This is a genomic window from Sporolactobacillus inulinus, from assembly GCF_006539285.1.
Classification (GTDB): domain Bacteria; phylum Bacillota; class Bacilli; order Bacillales; family Sporolactobacillaceae; genus Sporolactobacillus; species Sporolactobacillus inulinus.
In genome coordinates this window covers 1-16,358 of sequence record NZ_BJMS01000081.1, presented here as the reverse complement: position 1 = coordinate 16,358, position 16,358 = coordinate 1, and the positions used below count along the sequence as shown (strand labels likewise).

At 47.2% G+C, this 16,358-nt stretch carries 14 protein-coding genes and 1 pseudogene; 6 read left to right on the top strand and 9 right to left on the bottom strand.

The window, feature by feature from the left end; genetic code table 11:
* Positions 1-122: 122 nt before the first annotated feature.
* From larE to larA, 5 genes are read right to left on the bottom strand one after another with little or no spacing between them, the layout of a single operon-like run.
* Positions 123-956, bottom strand: coding sequence for an ATP-dependent sacrificial sulfur transferase LarE (gene larE, locus SIN01_RS11110; RefSeq protein ID WP_010024795.1), 834 nt, complete (start codon positions 954-956; stop codon positions 123-125).
* A 47-nt stretch (positions 957-1,003) separates the two neighbouring features.
* The gene (gene larD / locus SIN01_RS11105; protein ID WP_047034802.1) at positions 1,004-1,723 is read right to left on the bottom strand and encodes a D/L-lactic acid transporter LarD; all 720 of its coding nucleotides are present in this window, start codon (positions 1,721-1,723) and stop codon (positions 1,004-1,006) included.
* Between the two features lie 30 nt (positions 1,724-1,753).
* Positions 1,754-2,998: a nickel pincer cofactor biosynthesis protein LarC gene (gene larC / locus SIN01_RS11100; protein WP_010026180.1), complete on the bottom strand. Its 1,245-nt coding sequence runs from the start codon at positions 2,996-2,998 to the stop codon at positions 1,754-1,756.
* A gap of 27 nt (positions 2,999-3,025) precedes the next feature.
* Positions 3,026-3,760, bottom strand: a complete 735-nt coding sequence (gene larB, locus SIN01_RS11095; RefSeq protein WP_010025779.1) for a nickel pincer cofactor biosynthesis protein LarB — start codon at positions 3,758-3,760, stop codon at positions 3,026-3,028.
* Positions 3,761-3,801: 41 nt separating this feature from the next.
* Entirely contained in the window at positions 3,802-5,076 is a 1,275-nt protein-coding gene (larA, locus tag SIN01_RS11090) for a nickel-dependent lactate racemase (protein WP_010025777.1), read from the bottom strand.
* Between the two features lie 303 nt (positions 5,077-5,379).
* Here larA and SIN01_RS11085 point away from each other — a divergent pair, with 303 nt between their 5' ends.
* The 6 genes from SIN01_RS11085 (at position 5,380) to SIN01_RS11065 (ending at position 9,534) form a co-directional block, all read left to right on the top strand.
* Positions 5,380-6,045 carry a Crp/Fnr family transcriptional regulator gene (locus SIN01_RS11085; RefSeq protein ID WP_010025774.1) on the top strand — a complete coding sequence of 222 codons (666 nt, stop codon included), beginning with the start codon at positions 5,380-5,382 and terminating at the stop codon, positions 6,043-6,045.
* 154 nt (positions 6,046-6,199) lie between these two features.
* Entirely contained in the window at positions 6,200-6,484 is a 285-nt protein-coding gene (locus tag SIN01_RS15685; RefSeq protein ID WP_029548224.1) for a LysR substrate-binding domain-containing protein, read from the top strand.
* A gap of 178 nt (positions 6,485-6,662) precedes the next feature.
* Positions 6,663-7,118: a GNAT family N-acetyltransferase gene (locus tag SIN01_RS11075; RefSeq protein ID WP_010025770.1), complete on the top strand. Its 456-nt coding sequence runs from the start codon at positions 6,663-6,665 to the stop codon at positions 7,116-7,118.
* 231 nt (positions 7,119-7,349) lie between these two features.
* Positions 7,350-8,351, top strand: coding sequence for an AraC family transcriptional regulator (locus SIN01_RS11070; RefSeq protein ID WP_237760116.1), 1,002 nt, complete (start codon positions 7,350-7,352; stop codon positions 8,349-8,351).
* A gap of 216 nt (positions 8,352-8,567) precedes the next feature.
* The gene (locus tag SIN01_RS15620; protein WP_010025768.1) at positions 8,568-8,909 is read left to right on the top strand and encodes an NAD-dependent epimerase/dehydratase family protein; all 342 of its coding nucleotides are present in this window, start codon (positions 8,568-8,570) and stop codon (positions 8,907-8,909) included.
* On the top strand, positions 8,872-9,534 hold the full coding sequence (locus SIN01_RS11065) for an SDR family oxidoreductase (RefSeq protein ID WP_010025767.1): 663 nt from the start codon (positions 8,872-8,874) through the stop codon (positions 9,532-9,534). The genes SIN01_RS15620 and SIN01_RS11065 overlap by 38 nt, the downstream gene beginning before the upstream one ends.
* Positions 9,535-9,658: 124 nt before the next feature.
* Here SIN01_RS11065 and adhE read toward each other — a convergent pair whose 3' ends face one another.
* The 4 genes and pseudogenes from adhE to SIN01_RS15585 form a co-directional block, all read right to left on the bottom strand.
* Positions 9,659-12,319, bottom strand: a complete 2,661-nt coding sequence (adhE, locus tag SIN01_RS11060; RefSeq protein ID WP_010025766.1) for a bifunctional acetaldehyde-CoA/alcohol dehydrogenase — start codon at positions 12,317-12,319, stop codon at positions 9,659-9,661.
* A gap of 348 nt (positions 12,320-12,667) precedes the next feature.
* Positions 12,668-12,844 (bottom strand): annotated as a pseudogene (locus SIN01_RS11055) (malate:quinone oxidoreductase); the annotation flags it as partial.
* A gap of 226 nt (positions 12,845-13,070) precedes the next feature.
* A complete protein-coding gene (locus tag SIN01_RS11050) occupies positions 13,071-13,655 on the bottom strand; it encodes a uracil-DNA glycosylase family protein (protein WP_010025764.1) in 585 nt (194 codons plus the stop codon).
* Positions 13,656-13,842: 187 nt separating this feature from the next.
* Entirely contained in the window at positions 13,843-15,873 is a 2,031-nt protein-coding gene (locus SIN01_RS15585) for a dipeptide ABC transporter ATP-binding protein (RefSeq protein WP_084688886.1), read from the bottom strand.
* Positions 15,874-16,358: the final 485 nt, after the last annotated feature.

Sequence of the window (16,358 nt, the reverse complement as noted above, 5' to 3'; positions counted from 1 at the left end):
GTCTATTGGTTTGAAGACGGGGCAAAATCCTATACTTTCTTATCCTGTTAGAAAAAACGGCGGCTCTTTCCAGATTCGAAAAAGTCGCCGTTCTTTTCTGCGTACACGCTATTGGTGATCGCTCAGGAAACAAACGCCTTGCGTTCTTCCTCGGACAGCGTTTCGTTCATACGACCACTGCGAAAACCGCTGAGGTCGAGCGTGACATAACGGAATCCAAACTCGGTTAATTTGGCGCTTACTTCACCGCTGCGCTCAAGCAAGTCACTCAAGCGTTCTGCCGGCACCTCAACACGGGCAATTTCTCCGTGATAGCGAACGCGCACAACCGGGAAACCGAGGTCGCGAAGATAGGCTTCCGACGCCATCACTTGATCAATCTTCTCCGGCGTCAGCGTTGTGCCGTAAGGGAAGCGCGAAGAGACGGAGCAGGAGGAAACTTTGTTCCAGTTCGTCAGGCCAATTCCTTTCGCCAATGCACGCACATCGGTTTTATAGAAACCGGCTTCTTGAAGCACACTGCGTGCCCCTGCCTCTGTGCGCGCGCGAAGGCCCGGACGGAAGTCGCTGTTGTCATCCATGATCATGCCGTCAAGAACATAATTAAAGCCTTGTTCCTGCGCAATCACGTTCATCCGTGCATAGAAACATTTTTTAGCATAGTACCAGCTGTCCGGCGTATTATGCTTAATGTGTTCATCAGCAAGATAATTCAGCTGAGTCCCCATCACCTCAGCACCAAGAGCTTTCGCTAAAGCAACTGCTTTTTCATATTCTTCATCGGTAAACAGTTCTGAATTGGCGACAACCGCCAACACACGATCCTTGCCCAGCGTATCCAAAGCCATTTTCAAAACCAGTGTGCTGTCAATTCCTCCGGAAAAGCCAACAACAACACGATCCATTTTCTTCAAAAGATCAGTCAACATTTGTGTTTTTTCAGTTAACGTATGCATGAATTTCTACCTTCTTTTTTATTTTCATTGTATTGATCACAGCCTGGTCATAGTCCAAGAAATCCGCGTGCAAACAATGCGGCACAAGCAGCGCCAAGAAATGGCGCAATACCCGGTACAAGGATTCCGTATTGCCAATCATTATCCGCCTTGCCGCCAGGAATCGGCAGCATGGCGTGCGCAATACGCGGGCCCATGTCTCGAGCAAGGTTCATCGCAAATCCGGTCGGACCGCCCATGCCCATACCGATCGCCCAGACAAGCAAGCCCACGCCGATCGGCAGCAGCGCCGGGGCTTTCGTCGTTGCACCCGCAATCGCCAAGATTGCCGTAATAAAAATGAACGTATCAATGAATTCGACAAAGAAATTACGCGGCAAATTTCGAACGTTCGGATTGGTTGAGAAAATATTTCGGATTGCCACACGATCAATCGATTCGGACGCCTTAAACTGGTCATAATAAGCGATGAAGACAACAATCGAACCGAAGACGCCGCCAAGAACCTCTGCGAGACTAATCGAAATCACGTTGGCCCATGGAATATTGCCCAGAATCGCTTGAGCCAGCGTCATTGCCGGATTGATGTTAACTGCGCCAAAGATGAATAAAGAAACGGTAATCCCAAATCCCCACGTTGTAATGGCAAAAATGTGGCCGGAATGTTGGTACTTTGATGTATTGAGCACCTCGCAGCAGTGCACACCGACGCCAAAGACAATCATTAATGCTGTTCCCAAAAATTCGGCCAATAACTGATGAATCACAAATTTCTCCTCCAAACACTTTTCTTTTTGTCAGCTGTTCAGAAGCCGGTTTACCTCTTGTTTCACCGTCTCCAGAGAAGTCCCGTATTCGCGTGCAGCTTTTGCGCAATCGTCATATTCGGCCATTTGTTTGACAAGATCGCCATGGCTTGCAACTTTTACACGAATCGGACCAAACCTTGTTTCTACTGTTTTGAAGTGACGTTTCATAATCACCCGCTGCATCCGCTGATAGCGAACGCCAATAGTACGGGTGTGTTTCATGAGCATGCTCGCAAAACGATCACGTTCTGCAGGGGCGCAGAGTACCGAGAGTTTTATTGCCGGACGATTTTTCTTCATGAAAATCGGTGTAAAAAAGACATCAAACGCGCCTGCTTCCAAGAGCAGATCCATCGCAAAACCAAGGGACTCGCCATCCTCATCATCAAGATTGGCTTCAATCAACAGTACCGAATCTTGGTCGCTGCTGACCGTTTGCATGCTTTTTTTCTCATCAAAAAGAAGGACGCGCAGTGCATTGAATGCGCCGGTATCCCGCTTGCCGAAGCCATACCCGCTTTTGAGCAGAATCTGCGCTTCCGGGATCGGTCCGAATTGGCGAACCAACGCTTTCACCAGTCCCATTCCCGTTGGCGTAATAAGCTCGGTTTGGATGTCTGTGCGCTGCTTAATCGGAATATTAGTCCCGATACGCATCTGCATCACCGCAGGCACCGGCACCGGCATTTCCCCATGCGCCACGTGAATAAATCCGGATCCGTCGGTCAGCTCGGAGGCACGCACCTCATCAACCTTAAGCAGATCAAGCGCGACGAAACAGCCGACAATATCAACAATCGAGTCCAACGCGCCAACCTCATGAAAATGGACCGCTTCCAGCGGCATGTGATGCACGGCTGCTTCCGCTTTGGCAATTTCGGTAAAAACAGCAAGCGACTGCTGTTTGATTTTTTCCGACAATGTGCTGGCAGCAATCAACGCAGCGATATCGCTCAGATGACGCACCGCATCCTGGTGGTGATGCTCATGATGCGGGTCGTGGTGGCTCTCGATAAAACCATGATCCTTCTCATGAGTCAATTGAACGTCGAAACGGGTTCCATAGATGCTGCTTTTAGACAGCCGTTCCACGTGAAGCTGATAACCGTCGACATTCAATTTAGCAAGCTCCGCCCTAAACTGGTCAAAATCGACACCAAGGTCGAGCAGCGCCCCGATGAACATATCGCCGCTGATCCCGGAAAAGGCATCTAAATAAAGTGTTTTCATCATTTTCCTCCCTATCGGCTGTCCGTTCCGTCATAAATGATTGATCATGCTGGCAGAATAGGCGGCGCCAAATCCATTATCAATATTGACAACGGTAATGCCCGACGCGCAGCTGTTCAGCATCGTCAGCAGCGCCGTTACTCCTTTTAGATTTGTGCCATAGCCGACACTGGTCGGCACGGCAATCAGCGGTTTATCGATCAACCCGCCGACAACACTGGCAAGGGCTCCTTCCATGCCGGCAATGCAGATCACAACCTTGGCGCCGCGAATAACGTCCAGACGTGCGAACAGCCGATGAATCCCTGCCACGCCGACATCATAAACACGTGCCACACGGTTTCCGTATGCTTCTGCGGTCACTGCCGCCTCTTCAGCGATCGGAACATCGGAGGTACCTGCCGTTACGATGGCGATATAGCTTTGCGTCTGTTTCACTTCTGCGCGGTTGACCAACGCGCAACGCGCCGTTTTATAGTAGACCGCATCAGGAGTTGCCTTTTTGATGGTTTCAAATTTATCAGAGGAAAGGCGGGTGCATAAAATGTTGACCGTTTGCTTGCGCATCGCCTGAATGATGCCAATGATCTGCTCCGCCGTCTTCCCCTCGCCGTAAATCACTTCCGGGTAACCGTTGCGCTGCTCTCGCGAAAGATCCACCTTAGCAAATCCGAGATCAGCAAAAGTATTTCCCTGTAGCGCTTGTCCTGCCTCTCCGTGCTCGGGCTTCAAGCAGCCGGTCTCATTGAACGGGTCGCGTTTCATTTTTTGGCCCCTTTCCTCTTTTAAATTAAGCAAGCAACCGATTAGCGCACAATAACGCCTAAACCATCGGGAATCACAACAATCTTGGCATCCTTGCCTTCACGTTCGTACGCCATCTCCAATGCTTGATCGAGCGACATCGCAAGCGACATATGCATGTCCGTGATCAAATCCGGTTCAACGAGATCGGAAACCATGATGACATGATGATGAACGAGAATTCGTGCCAAGATCTGCGCGGTCCATTGATCCGGGATCGTTTTCAACTTCGGGGTATTGATGGCACGATCCAAGAATGCTTTCGGATCGGACACATCGGCAAGATTGTGATAAAACCCTTCGCCGCCGTGCCCGTCCCGGCAACCGGCAACCATGATGATCGTCCCGCCTTCTTTATTGGTTGCCTCGGCAGCTGTCATGCCTTTAACGGCCTGATAGATGTTCTGGTCAAGCGGATACCCGCCGTTTGTCGAGATCGCGATGTCGCAGTCAATTTTTTTCACTCGCGACAACCCTTGCAGAAATTCACAACCTTTTTGATGCGCCGCTTCCATATCTCCGGCAAACGATCCGATGATTTTCTTATCTTCATCGAGCACAACATTGACAATAAAAGCAAGTTTTGCCTTGCGCGCTGCATACACCATATCCTCATGAATCGGGTTGTGATGCAGGTTACCGGTACGTGCTTTATCGGAATTAATAAATGGACCGGAATGGTTGGCCATAATCGTCTTGTAGGAAGCAATTCCCGGAAGCACCGATTTACGGCCGCCGGAAAATCCAGCAAAGAAATGCGATTCAATAAATCCTTCCGAAAGCAGTAAATCGGCTTCAGCAGCTACTTTGTTGATGATGCATTCGCCGCCCGACGGAAGCTGGCCGATCTTGACCATCGACGCATCGTCTGTCGAAATGTGCATTACGATTTCTTCTTCATCCACGATTTTTTGTCCATATTTGTTAACAAGTTCCTCGCGTGTCGACGGGCGATGAAAACCGGTGGCAACGAGAATACGAATGCGGGCTTCCGGAGCGGCTTCACGCAAATGCCGCAAAAGAATTGGTGTGATGATGTGTGAAGGCACCGGACGCGTGTGATCGGAGCTAATAATGACAATATTTTTCTTACCCTTGGCCAACGCTTCTAGCGGCAGCGAACCGATCGGGTGGTCGAGTGATTCTTCAACGATCGCATTTTCAGATCGATCGGCGTGATAGGTTGCCGCTTCAGAGATTAACTTTCCAGTAAAGTTATTGTCGGGCAAATCAGCAACAAGCGTTGTTTTGTCATAAGGCAGTTCAATTCGAACCATAAATCAACAGCTCTCTTTTTAATTTTGTCAAAAAGAATGAAAGACTCAAGACGTTACTTAGTATTAGAAAAAATAAGGCTGCACATGCACGCGAAAACCGGTTCTGCCAAACTTTTTCATGCACCATCTGTTATAAATCAAAACAAAAAGGTTGTCGGTTCCGTTTGCTATCATCAAAAAATGTTAACAAATGTTTCCTTTATTTGTGATATATATTAGCTGAAATGGCGTTAAAATAGGAATATAGATAACATTTGTATCCGTAATCCGTGCAGATCCTTCCCGATAGGAATGAAAAGATCAATGGTATTGAGTGAAATCGAATATTTAATTAATTTTCTGGATGCGCATAACGTGCCGACAATTAACAAAAGTCGACACACCTACTTGACCTATCACGGTCTTGAAGAGCGTTATACCTATGTTTTAAAGAAGGGTATTATAAAGAACAGCATCATTTTGCAGGATGGACGCGAATTCAACTTATCGTATATCGCAAAGCCTGATGTCATCTCACTGCTGCGCGACGAAGTTTCCAAGTTCACCGAACAGCCGTTTAATGTGCGTGTCGAATCCGATAAAGCAACCTTCTATCAAATCGACCGCGTGACGTTTTGGAACTATGTAAATGCCAATCAAGAGTTGCAAAACTATGTGAAAAGCTATTATCGTAAAAAATTATCGGAGAATATCTTCCGTTTGCAGCGGATGATGATGAATGGCAAAAAAGGAGCGGTTTGCGCCTTTATTTACAGTCTTATCGACTTATTCGGGCGCAAAATTCGAGAAGGAATGCTGATTGATTTCGTTGTCACCAACGATGATATCGCCGGATTCTGCGGAATCAGTGCGCGCAGCAGCGTGAACCGTATGATCAGTGAACTTCGAAACGACGGTGCGCTGATGATCAAGAACCGACGTTTTATCATTACCGATATTAGCTATCTGCTCGATCATATTGCCAATTAACGGCTGTATGAAAACGCTCAATGATTAGAGAAAGAGGATGTCACAAACGTCTATGACTGCGCGACATTCTCTTTTGCTTTACCGTTAAAAAATAAACATTGGGACGAACGTCGAGTACCATGCGTTGGTGCTTAGAGGTTCGATCAACGAAGAAATGCTGTTACCACTTTTTGATTTAAACACCAGAACGTTAAAGGAAGTTGATCAAGGCATACGTGGCACACTGTCCATCGGATCCGTATTCAGCTGCGTCTCCCTGCTTCCGAAAAATGTCGCTTTTTTCCGCGAACGTTATCTGCAGGTAACTTTCAAGATTTTAGAAAGTGACCACTCCCTATTAGGCGAATATCTTGAGAATGGCAAAATCGAATTAGTGATCACCAGGCTGCCCTTCGAATCGAATTACCCGTCCAATCGGATGTTGGCATTATCTGGCTGAAAGATCACTATCTGTCTAATAGCGCCAGGCGGTTTATTGAGCTATTTCAATCAAGGGACAAATGCTAAAAGATTGCTCTTTTTCACTAGAGAATTTTTGGTAAACTTCAGCTATAATAACAATCAAAGATTTACTCTATTCAAGATCCACAATTTTTTTAAAACTCGGAGGGGCAACCATGAATATAAAAGTCGATGATTTAACTGGGGCTGAAGTTACTCAACTGATCGGGGAGCATCTCCAGAATATGTATCAGAACACCACGCCGGAAAGTGTACATGCCCTGGGTCTTAAGGCGTTGCGCCAGCCGGACATCACATTCTGGAGTGCTTGGGAAGACGATCAATTAGTCGGTTGCGGCGCACTGAAAGAGCTTGATGCGCAGCACGGTGAACTAAAATCGATGCGAACATCCTCTGCCCATCGAAGAAAAGGCGTGGCGAGGCGAGTTCTTCAACACATCATTGATGAGGCCAAGCGGCGCGGCTATAAGCGGCTTAGCTTAGAAACGGGTTCTATAGATGCTTTCGAGCCGGCCAGAAGACTTTACGAACGCTTCGGATTTCACTATTGCCTGCCTTTTTCGAATTATGTTGACGATCCAAATAGTGTATTTATGACAAAAGAGTTATAGACAGATGAACTGGACGTGATCGAACAGTACAGTCAACCCGGTGGTCACACCCATTTGGGTGAGTTGACAAAGAAACAGACAAATCTTTATCAATACCTTAGTGTGGATTTGCCGGCCTTGGTATAATTTCACGGGAATTCAGGTTGGAAGGCGCTGAATTTGACGAACCTAATCGAGTATCATTAGAGTGAGTAATAGATAAGCACCATAATTATTGCCTGCATGCCCGTCATGTCAGATGATCAAACAGTAAAAGGAGTTGCTTTCGAGAAAATGAGTCTGGATGATCATGCGGCCACGCCAATGTCAGATAGTGCCAAGGGATCGCTTAAAGCGGAAACCACCCGACTAGCTGATCTGATTTATACTCATTCTTCGCATGATGGGACCTATGCCGCGCGGATCCCCGGATTATATGTCAATCGCTATTCGCGAATTGAAGCCACGGATTATGTGCATACCATTTACTCGCCTGCTGTCGGCATTGCCGCGCAGGGTAAAAAAATCATAACCGTCGGAAAGAATGTCTATGAATACGCAGGGTCACGTATTTTTATTGCTCCTGTTGCCTTACCGGTTGCAATGAAAACCATTTTGGCCAGCCCTACCGAACCGTTCTTGGGCGTAGGGCTATATCTCGACCCGCAAAGGATTGCGGCGTTGGTGCCGAAAGTATATCCGCAGGGCTTGCCAACGATTCGTAATCGGCGTGCGGGTTATGTCATGGATGCTGATTTGGCTCTGATTAATGCCATGGCAAGACTGGTCGATTGTCTCTCTAGTCCCGGCGATGATCATTTAATTGCCCCGCTCATCACGGATGAAATTTTCATTCGCCTTCTTCGCAGCCCCATTGGTGTTTACGTTGCTGAGACCGTTTTTGCGGAATCCAACGTGCAGCGGGTTGTGAAAGCAATTGACTGGCTTCAGAACAACTTCTCCCAGCCATTTAAAATCGCTGATTTGGCAGAGATGGTCCATTTGAGCGAATCCTCTTTCCGTGAGCATTTTAAGTCCGTCACCGCAATGAGTCCCTTGCAATACCGCAATGTACTGCGTCTTCAAGAAGCCAGGCGGCTGATGTTATCCAATCAAATGGATGCGACGACTGCATGCCGGATTGTGGGGTATGCGAGCGATTCCCAATTCAGCCGAGAATACAGTCGCTTCTTTGGGAGCCCGCCAAACAGAGATATCGCCAGATGGCGCCAAGAAAGACAACATTTAAACTGATCAGGTCGCCTTGTTTCATATCTCCGCTGCTTCAAGGCTTCGCGCTTTTTTGAACAGGTTCCGTTGAATCGGGCAATAACTCAATCAGAACACGCAAACATCCAAGTAAACCCTCTTCTATAATTAGGTTAACCATGAGCCGACCGTGCACTTCGCTGACGGCACTGAGCATGGTTCAAACCACCCAATTATACTGCTTATAAGGAGGTTTTTCATATGCGTGTTTTTGTTACGGGAGCGACCGGATTCATCGGATTGGCGGTTGTTCGTGAACTCATGGATGCTGGCCATCATGTTGTCGGCCTTGTTCGTTCCGAAGAAGCTGCCAAAAGGCTTATTGCCCTTGGCGCAAAGGCTCACCAGGGTTCAATCGAAGACCTGGAAAGCTTGCGCAGCGGTGCTGCCGCTGCAGATGGCGTCATTCACACAGCCTTCTTCCACAAGTTCTCTCATGCACGACTGTCAACACGCCTGCGAATCGTGCTTGGTGGACCCCCCCCGTCAGGCGCCATCGCGATTCATGACGGCAGCTGTCGAGACGGACCGACGTGCCATTGAGACACTGGGCAGCGCGCTTTCCGGGCGCGACCGCCCTCTTGTTGTCGCTATGCCGACACTGACCCTCACTCCCAATCAACTCGGAACGGAGGACAATGCGGCTGACCCTAATTCCGCTGGAAAATTACGCGTCCCGTCGGAAAAAACAACGCTGGCGTTAGCCGATCGAGGCGTTCGCTCCTCAATTGTTCGTATTCCTCCACTTGTACACGGTGATGGCGATACGCATGGGTTCGTCCCAAGTCTGATCGGCATCGCTCGCAAGAAGGGCATTTCAGCCTACATTGGAACTGGGGCCAACCGTTGGCCAGCTGTGCATCACCTCGATGTAGCACATCTTTTTTGCCTCGCTTTGGAAAAGGCTCCGGCAGGGTCGCGGTTTCACGCGGTTGCCGATGAGGGCGTGCCCTTTCGTGATATCGCCGTCGCCATTGGCCAACATCTCAACCTACCGGTAAAAAGCATAGACGCGAAAAAGGCAAGTTCGCATTTCGGATGGCTGGGCGACTTCGCATCGGTCGACAACCCTGTATCAAGCGCATTAACCCATGAGCGCTTGGGGTGGCATCCCGTGCATCCTTCTCTAATTGAAGACATTAATCAAGGTTACTATTTTCAGAGATAATAGGATCTTCTCTGCACGTATTCCAGCCTTTGTGCTGATCGGACCACTTTTCAAGTATCACTTTCGCTTCCAAAAACAAAGCGCTTCCCGTTGATTGGGAAGCGCTTTGTTCATTCTATGATCTTTAGATTTCTGTGCCGACACCTTCGTATGCGTCTTCGAGGATCTGCTTCAATTCGCTGATTAGAGGTTCTTTCGGATTGGTGCCTGTGCATTGATCTTCATAGGCGAGTTCAGCAAGTTTATCGACCGATTCATCAAAATGTTTCTTGTCGACGCCATTGGCTTTCAGACTCAGGTTTACGTCACAGTCATGGGCCAGTTTAATAAACGCTTTGACGAAGCTTTCTTTCAATTCTTCCGTTGTGTTCCCCTCGAAGCCTAAGAAGCGAGCAATTGCCGCATAATCTTCATCCGCAGTGAAGCGGCTGTATTTCGGCCAGATCGCCAATTTTTTCGGAATCTTGGCGTTATAACGGACAACAGGCGCAAAAGCAATTGCAATGGCCAGACCATGTGGCAGCCCGAACTCTCCGCCTAGTTTATGAGCCAGTGAGTGGTTAATGCCTAGAAAAGCATTGGCAAACGCCATACCGGCAATCGTTGATGCATTATGCATATTCTCACGTGCCGTTTGATCACCGGCAAATGACGCGCGCAGATTATCAAAAACAAGTTTGATTGCCTGCAGCGACCAACCGCGTGTATAGTCACTCGCATAAACCGATACATACGATTCGACGGCATGGGTCAAGACGTCGAGTCCCGTCCATGCTACGGTTCGTTTCGGTAGCGTTTCAACGAACTGCGGATCGACAATTGCAATATCCGGCTGCATCGCGTAGTCCGTAATTGGGTACTTGACATGGGTTTTGGAATCGGTGATGACGGCATACGGGGTTACTTCCGAACCAGTCCCCGATGTTGTCGGAATCCCGATATATTTTACCTTTTTGAGCTCCGGTACTTTATAGGTTCGTTTGCGAATATCGTGGAATTTCTGTTTTGCACCAATGAATGAAGCATCCGGACGTTCGTAAAACAGCCACATGCCCTTTGCAGCATCCATCGCAGAACCACCGCCGAGCGCAATAATCGTATCCGGCTGAAATTGTTTCATCGCAGCGACACCGCGATCGACGGTGTCGGTCGTTGGATCCGGTTCAACCTGTGAGAAAATTTCAATTGCCGGTTTGTCGCTGCGCGTATTCAGCATCGCAACCACTCGATCGGCATAACCGAATTTGACCATCCCTGGATCACAGACGAGGAAGACACGTTTCATTCCGGTCATTTCTTTTAAATAGCGTAATGAATTACGTTCAAAATAGATTTTCGGCGGCAATTTAACCCACTGCATGTTGTTGCGGCGTTTGGCAACAACCTTGATGTTGAGCAGATCGAAATCGGAAACGTTGTGAGAAATTGAGTTCTGACCGTAAGAACCTGTGCCAAGCGTCAGCGACGGAACCATGTTATTGTACATATTGCCAAGGCCGCCGAGCGCAGATGGCGAGTTCACAATAATGCGGCATGCATTCATTTTCAAGCTGTACTGTTTTATCAATTCCTGATCCTTGGTATGGACGGCCGCCGTATGGCCCGCGCCGCCGAAATCGAGCAGCGCTTTGGCAATCTTAAATGCATGATCATGATCCTTTGCCCGATACATCGACAGTACCGGAGACAGCTTCTCACGAGACAGTGGTTCATCTGGGCCGACGCCGTCGATCTCTGCAATCAGTACCTTCGTTTCTTTTGGAACTTCAATACCGGCAAGTTTGGCAATTTGATAGGCTGACTTTCCGGCAATCGGACCACGTACACTTCCTCGTTTTGGATCCATCATTGCTTCGCCCAAAGCATCATTATTCTTTTTATCAAGAACAACACTGCCCAGCCGCTTGAACTCAGCCTTAACTGCTTCGTAAATGGCTTCGTCAACAATCACACTGTTTTCCGATGCACAGATCATGCCGTTATCGAACGTCTTGGAAAGCGTGATATCATTCACCGCTTGCTTGATGTCCGCGGTTTTCTCAATGTACGCCGGTCCGTTTCCCGGTCCAACGCCGAGCGCCGGTTTCCCGGTCGAGTACGCCGCCTTCACCATGCCCGGACCGCCGGTGGCCAGCACCGTCGCGACATCCGGATGATTCATTAACGCTCCGGTTGCTTGAATACTTGGTTTATCGATCCATTGAATCGCGTTTTCCGGTGCGCCCGCTTCAACGGCCGCTTTTGCGATAATCTTTGCAGTTTCCACGCATGCTTTCTGAGCCTGAGGGTGAAAGCCGAAAATAATTGTATTTCGCGTTTTCAGCGCAATCAGCGCCTTGAAAACAACGGTCGAGGTCGGGTTGGTGACCGGCGTAACCCCAGCAATGACGCCCACCGGTTCAGCGATTTTCACAATCTGCTCTTGATCATCTTCTTCAATAACCCCAACCGTTTTGTCATGGCGAATTTTACTCCAAATGTATTCACTAGCGTAAATATTTTTCACTGCTTTATCTTCAACGACGCCGCGCCCTGTTTCTTCCACAGCCATTTTCGCCAGTTTCATATGATTATCCAAAGCAGCGATGGCCATTGCTTCACAAACTTTATCAACACTCTCTTGGTCAAAATCGGCAAGTGTATTCAGTGCGGTTTTCGATTTTTGAACCAAACCGTCAATATAGGTCTTGATCGACTCCAGCTCAACTTCGTTCTGGGGTTGTGCAGTTGCTGTCTTTTGATCTTTATTTTTTTGATTGTCCTTCGTGTTAACCGCTTTTAACATAACAAATCGCTCCTTTATTGTGAATTGTTTCACTTAAAACTAGTGAACTTACAGATTCATGCGATTGAATGCCCTTTCTGAAAACGCTTTCCTTCAATACACTTATCATAATCCTTAACGCATAAAAATTCAATGGTTCTTTAGAAAATCTTTTCTTACCAGGTGGGTTATTATGAAAACGTCTGCTTCACCTAAAAAAAAGCATTATCCCAGCGGTAACGTTCTGGCAAGCCATTCCTACTGCACCTGATTCACATCCTATGCGAACGCGCAGAGCTATTCCCATACAAAAGAAAAAAACAGCCTCTGATCATGAGGCTGTCCGTTACTGTTCTGTCATTCATTTTTTCAATTTGAGTGTTTTGCGGTTTCCGTTTGGATTTTATCCGCAAGAATCGGATCATCCGCAAGCTGAATTCCGTAAGAAGGAATCATCTGCTTGATTTTCCCTTGCCAAAGCTTCATCTGATCGGGAAAGCATCGCTCAAGAACATCAAGCATGACGAAAATGGCGGTCGATGCACCGATTAAAATCACATCTGTTTTACCCATTGCGACCTTCCCCAACTTTTTTTCACTGCTCATTACGTTTCAATTCATTCCATTATAATTGTCTGGAGCACTTACAGCCAATTCTAATCAATCGGGAAAAGGATCGGTTCTCCAGGTAGAAGAACGGGTCAAATATTTATATTCTGAATATACCGTAGCGAATCAGCAGTAACCGATCACTCCGTATGAATGGTTATGATCACCGAGAAAGAATTTGATGAATATGCGTTTTCAAATCAGGCAAGACCTCTTCCTCAAACCATGGATTTTTTTTCATCCAAATGTTGTTGCGCGGTGACGGGTGCACGAGCGGAAAATAGTTAGGTAGATAATTACGATAATGCTTAACAACCTGAGTCAGCGTTTGTTTTGAACCCGTCTTTAGGTAGTACCGCTGGGCATATGAGCCGACGAGCAACGTTAACTTCACGTCCGGCATAGCCTTAATCAATTGCTGATGCCATTTAGAAGCAAAGTCAGCTCTCGGTGGTACATCTCCATGTTTCCCTTTGCCTGGGAAATAAAAATCCATCGGGAGAACCGCAATTTTTCCAGAATGATAAAAAGTATCATCCGATACCCCCATCCACTCTCTCAAACGAATGCCACTTGGATCATTCCAAATAATCATTGTCTTCTGTGCCTTTTCACCGGGGGCCTGACCGATAATGAGTATCTTTGCCGACGAAGCAGCATAGTAGAGTGGTTCGATATTCTTGCGCGTAAACTGAATATTGTCAGGATCCGCTTTTATACGATTAAAAATAGCTTTTAATGTATCCATTCGATTATCTCCATACATGCTGACTACTTTTTTATAACTGCCATTAAACGATTTTGTGAATCACTTGAGCCTATTCTTCTTTGCTGATCATGTCTGCACTACAAGCGATGCATGATCCCTCGTGATGAGTCTGAGGTGACAACCATCCATGATCTTTATAAAGCACTCAATCCTGTACGCTGATGATTCACCCACGTATTTTAGACTGAGTTAACCGCTCATACTTATCCTTCAATACGGATACTTCGCTCTCGTCACAGGAGACAAAATGTCCGGGAATGATTTGGCGCAGCCTCTTCTTCGATGCCGCTCCTGTCTTTTGACGATCCGGTTGAAAAATCAATCTTTTTTTATGCTGCTCGCGAAGTGGATCTGCTTGCGGGATCGCCGAAATCAATGCCTCTGTATAGGGGTGGAGCGGACAATGATACAGGTCATCTGCCTGCGCCAATTCGACGATCTTGCCCGCGTACATCACACCGATCCGATCACTTATATACTTGACCATGGAAAGGTCATGAGCGATGAATAAAAGTGTGAGTCCACGTTCTTTTTGTAACTTCTTTAATAAGTTAACAATTTGGGCTTGAATTGAAACATCCAGAGCTGAGATGGGTTCATCCGCAATGATTAGCTCCGGTTGAACGGCAAGTGCCCGAGCGATACCCACGCGCTGACGCTGGCCACCGGAAAGTTCATAAGGATAGCGCCAAGCAAAATTCGGGTCCAGACCAACCGTTGTCAGAAGTTCGGCAACCTGCTGCTCTAAATCTTTTTTGTTTTTTGCAAGATCATTCAGAATTATTCCTTCTGCGACAATTTGACCGATCATTAAATGCGGGTCAAGCGAAGAGTAAGGATCTTGGAAAATCATCTGCACCTTTTGATGGAACTCACGTTTCATTTGTTTGCCATAATGAGTGCCCATCGACTGATCTTCCAACCGTATGGTGCCGCCCGACGCTTTATAGAGGCCCATGATGGTTCGCCCTAGGGTCGATTTGCCGCATCCCGATTCACCGACAAGGCCAAAGGTCTCTCCTTGATACAGTTTGAGTGAAAGATCATCAACGGCGTGCAACAGGCTTCCCCCATTTGAAAAGGATTTCTTCAAATGACTGACCTCAAGCATGACTTTGTCTGTGTGCCTTATTTTTTCATCCCCCATGTTTTCGAATCGTCGCTTACTCTCGGCCTGCTTTCCACGCATGCGAATTTCCTTTGGCGCATCTACGGCTGGTGCTTCAGGGTGCAGTAACCAGGTTGCAGCAAAATGAGTATCGGAAACCCGAAACATCGGTGGTTGTTTGATCTGATCGATTTTCATCGCATATTTATTTCTCGGTGCGAACGCGTCACCTTGAATCGGCAGCTGCAGATTCGGCGGTGTGCCTGGTATTGTGTATAACACATCACCGGTTGTTTCCAGACTGGGCGTTGCACTGAGCAGCCCCCACGAATAGGGATGCTTAGAATGATAGAAAATATCCGTTGATGCTCCGATCTCAACGATCTTTCCCGCATACATGACAGCTACGCGGTCCGCCACATTCGCAATCACACCGAGATCATGCGAGATAAAAATAATGGACATGCCGTTCTCTTTTTGAATATCCTTCAGCAGTTCGATGATCTGTGCCTGAACGGTGACATCAAGAGCTGTCGTTGGTTCGTCAGCGAGTAAAATATCTGGTTTGCATGCCAATGCAATCGCGATCATCGCTCTCTGCCGCATGCCACCGGAAAATTGATGCGGATACTGTTTCATTCGCAGACTGGCATCTTTGATTCCGACCCGTTGTAACAGCCGCAAAACCTTCTCTTTCGCTTCAGTGCTCGGCAGTTTCTGATGCGTCTTCACAGCCTCCATAATTTGATTGCCTACTGTCATCGTTGGATTCAATGAAGTCATTGGATCCTGGAAAATCATCGAAATCCCTCGTCCGCGAACTCTTCGTAGGACACGCTCTTTCTCCCCAGCCAAGTTTAATCCTTTGTACCAGATACGCCCTTTCTTAATTCGCGTATTTTGTTTAGGAAGCACGCCGATAATCGCCTTGGCCAAGGTTGATTTTCCAGAGCCGGATTCACCAACGAGACCGAGTATCTCACCTTTTCGAAGTGACAAATTCACTCCGCGAATCGCACGGATTTCGCCTCCATACGTGTCAAAAGAAAGATTCAAATCTTCAATTTCGAGTAAAGCTTTTTCCTCCATGATTATCCCTCCTTTTTACCTTTCCCTTGTTTCTATATCGTCGATCAATGTGTGCGCTCAATCTAAATGGGTTTATCATTAAGTGGTATTATGACATTAATCACATGTTTAGTTAAAATTATAGTGATAATGATTCTCATTTGCAAACAATATTCTCCCCCAAGCGCTTGTTATCAATGACAGTTTTGTGACCATTCAGGCTACTAATAAGTAACCCGTAAAATAAGCGGAGATTTTTCGGTTATATGCAAAGTAGGGCTCATTTCGAGGAGACTTAAAGGGAGATTTTCCGGTTATGCAAAGCAGAATCCCCATTTTCACATTTTTCGAGTTGATAAGCGGAATCTCTCCGTCTATTTAAGCTATTTTTTAGTTTATTTTCCAATTAAGAGAAGTTTTTCCGTCTATATTACTTCCGCAGGATGCGGTGACTTCCGAGTTGTGCACGAATGACACGCCAGCTGCTCGCTTGCTGCGGGCGCACC

Bases quoted from the DNA above. Each gene is read 5' to 3' on its own strand.
- adhE (WP_010025766.1), bottom strand. From the start codon at position 12,319: ATGTTAAAAGCGGTTAACACGAAGGACAATCAAAAAAATAAAGATCAA.
- larC (WP_010026180.1), bottom strand. From the start codon at position 2,998: ATGATGAAAACACTTTATTTAGATGCCTTTTCCGGGATCAGCGGCGAT.
- SIN01_RS15685 (WP_029548224.1), top strand. From the start codon at position 6,200: ATGCTGTTACCACTTTTTGATTTAAACACCAGAACGTTAAAGGAAGTT.
- SIN01_RS11050 (WP_010025764.1), bottom strand. From the start codon at position 13,655: ATGGATACATTAAAAGCTATTTTTAATCGTATAAAAGCGGATCCTGAC.
- SIN01_RS11085 (WP_010025774.1), top strand. From the start codon at position 5,380: ATGGTATTGAGTGAAATCGAATATTTAATTAATTTTCTGGATGCGCAT.
- SIN01_RS11065 (WP_010025767.1), top strand. From the start codon at position 8,872: ATGACGGCAGCTGTCGAGACGGACCGACGTGCCATTGAGACACTGGGC.
- SIN01_RS11070 (WP_237760116.1), top strand. From the start codon at position 7,350: ATGTCAGATGATCAAACAGTAAAAGGAGTTGCTTTCGAGAAAATGAGT.
- larE (WP_010024795.1), bottom strand. From the start codon at position 956: ATGCATACGTTAACTGAAAAAACACAAATGTTGACTGATCTTTTGAAG.
- SIN01_RS15620 (WP_010025768.1), top strand. From the start codon at position 8,568: ATGCGTGTTTTTGTTACGGGAGCGACCGGATTCATCGGATTGGCGGTT.
- SIN01_RS15585 (WP_084688886.1), bottom strand. From the start codon at position 15,873: ATGGAGGAAAAAGCTTTACTCGAAATTGAAGATTTGAATCTTTCTTTT.
- larA (WP_010025777.1), bottom strand. From the start codon at position 5,076: ATGGTTCGAATTGAACTGCCTTATGACAAAACAACGCTTGTTGCTGAT.
- SIN01_RS11075 (WP_010025770.1), top strand. From the start codon at position 6,663: ATGAATATAAAAGTCGATGATTTAACTGGGGCTGAAGTTACTCAACTG.
- larB (WP_010025779.1), bottom strand. From the start codon at position 3,760: ATGAAACGCGACCCGTTCAATGAGACCGGCTGCTTGAAGCCCGAGCAC.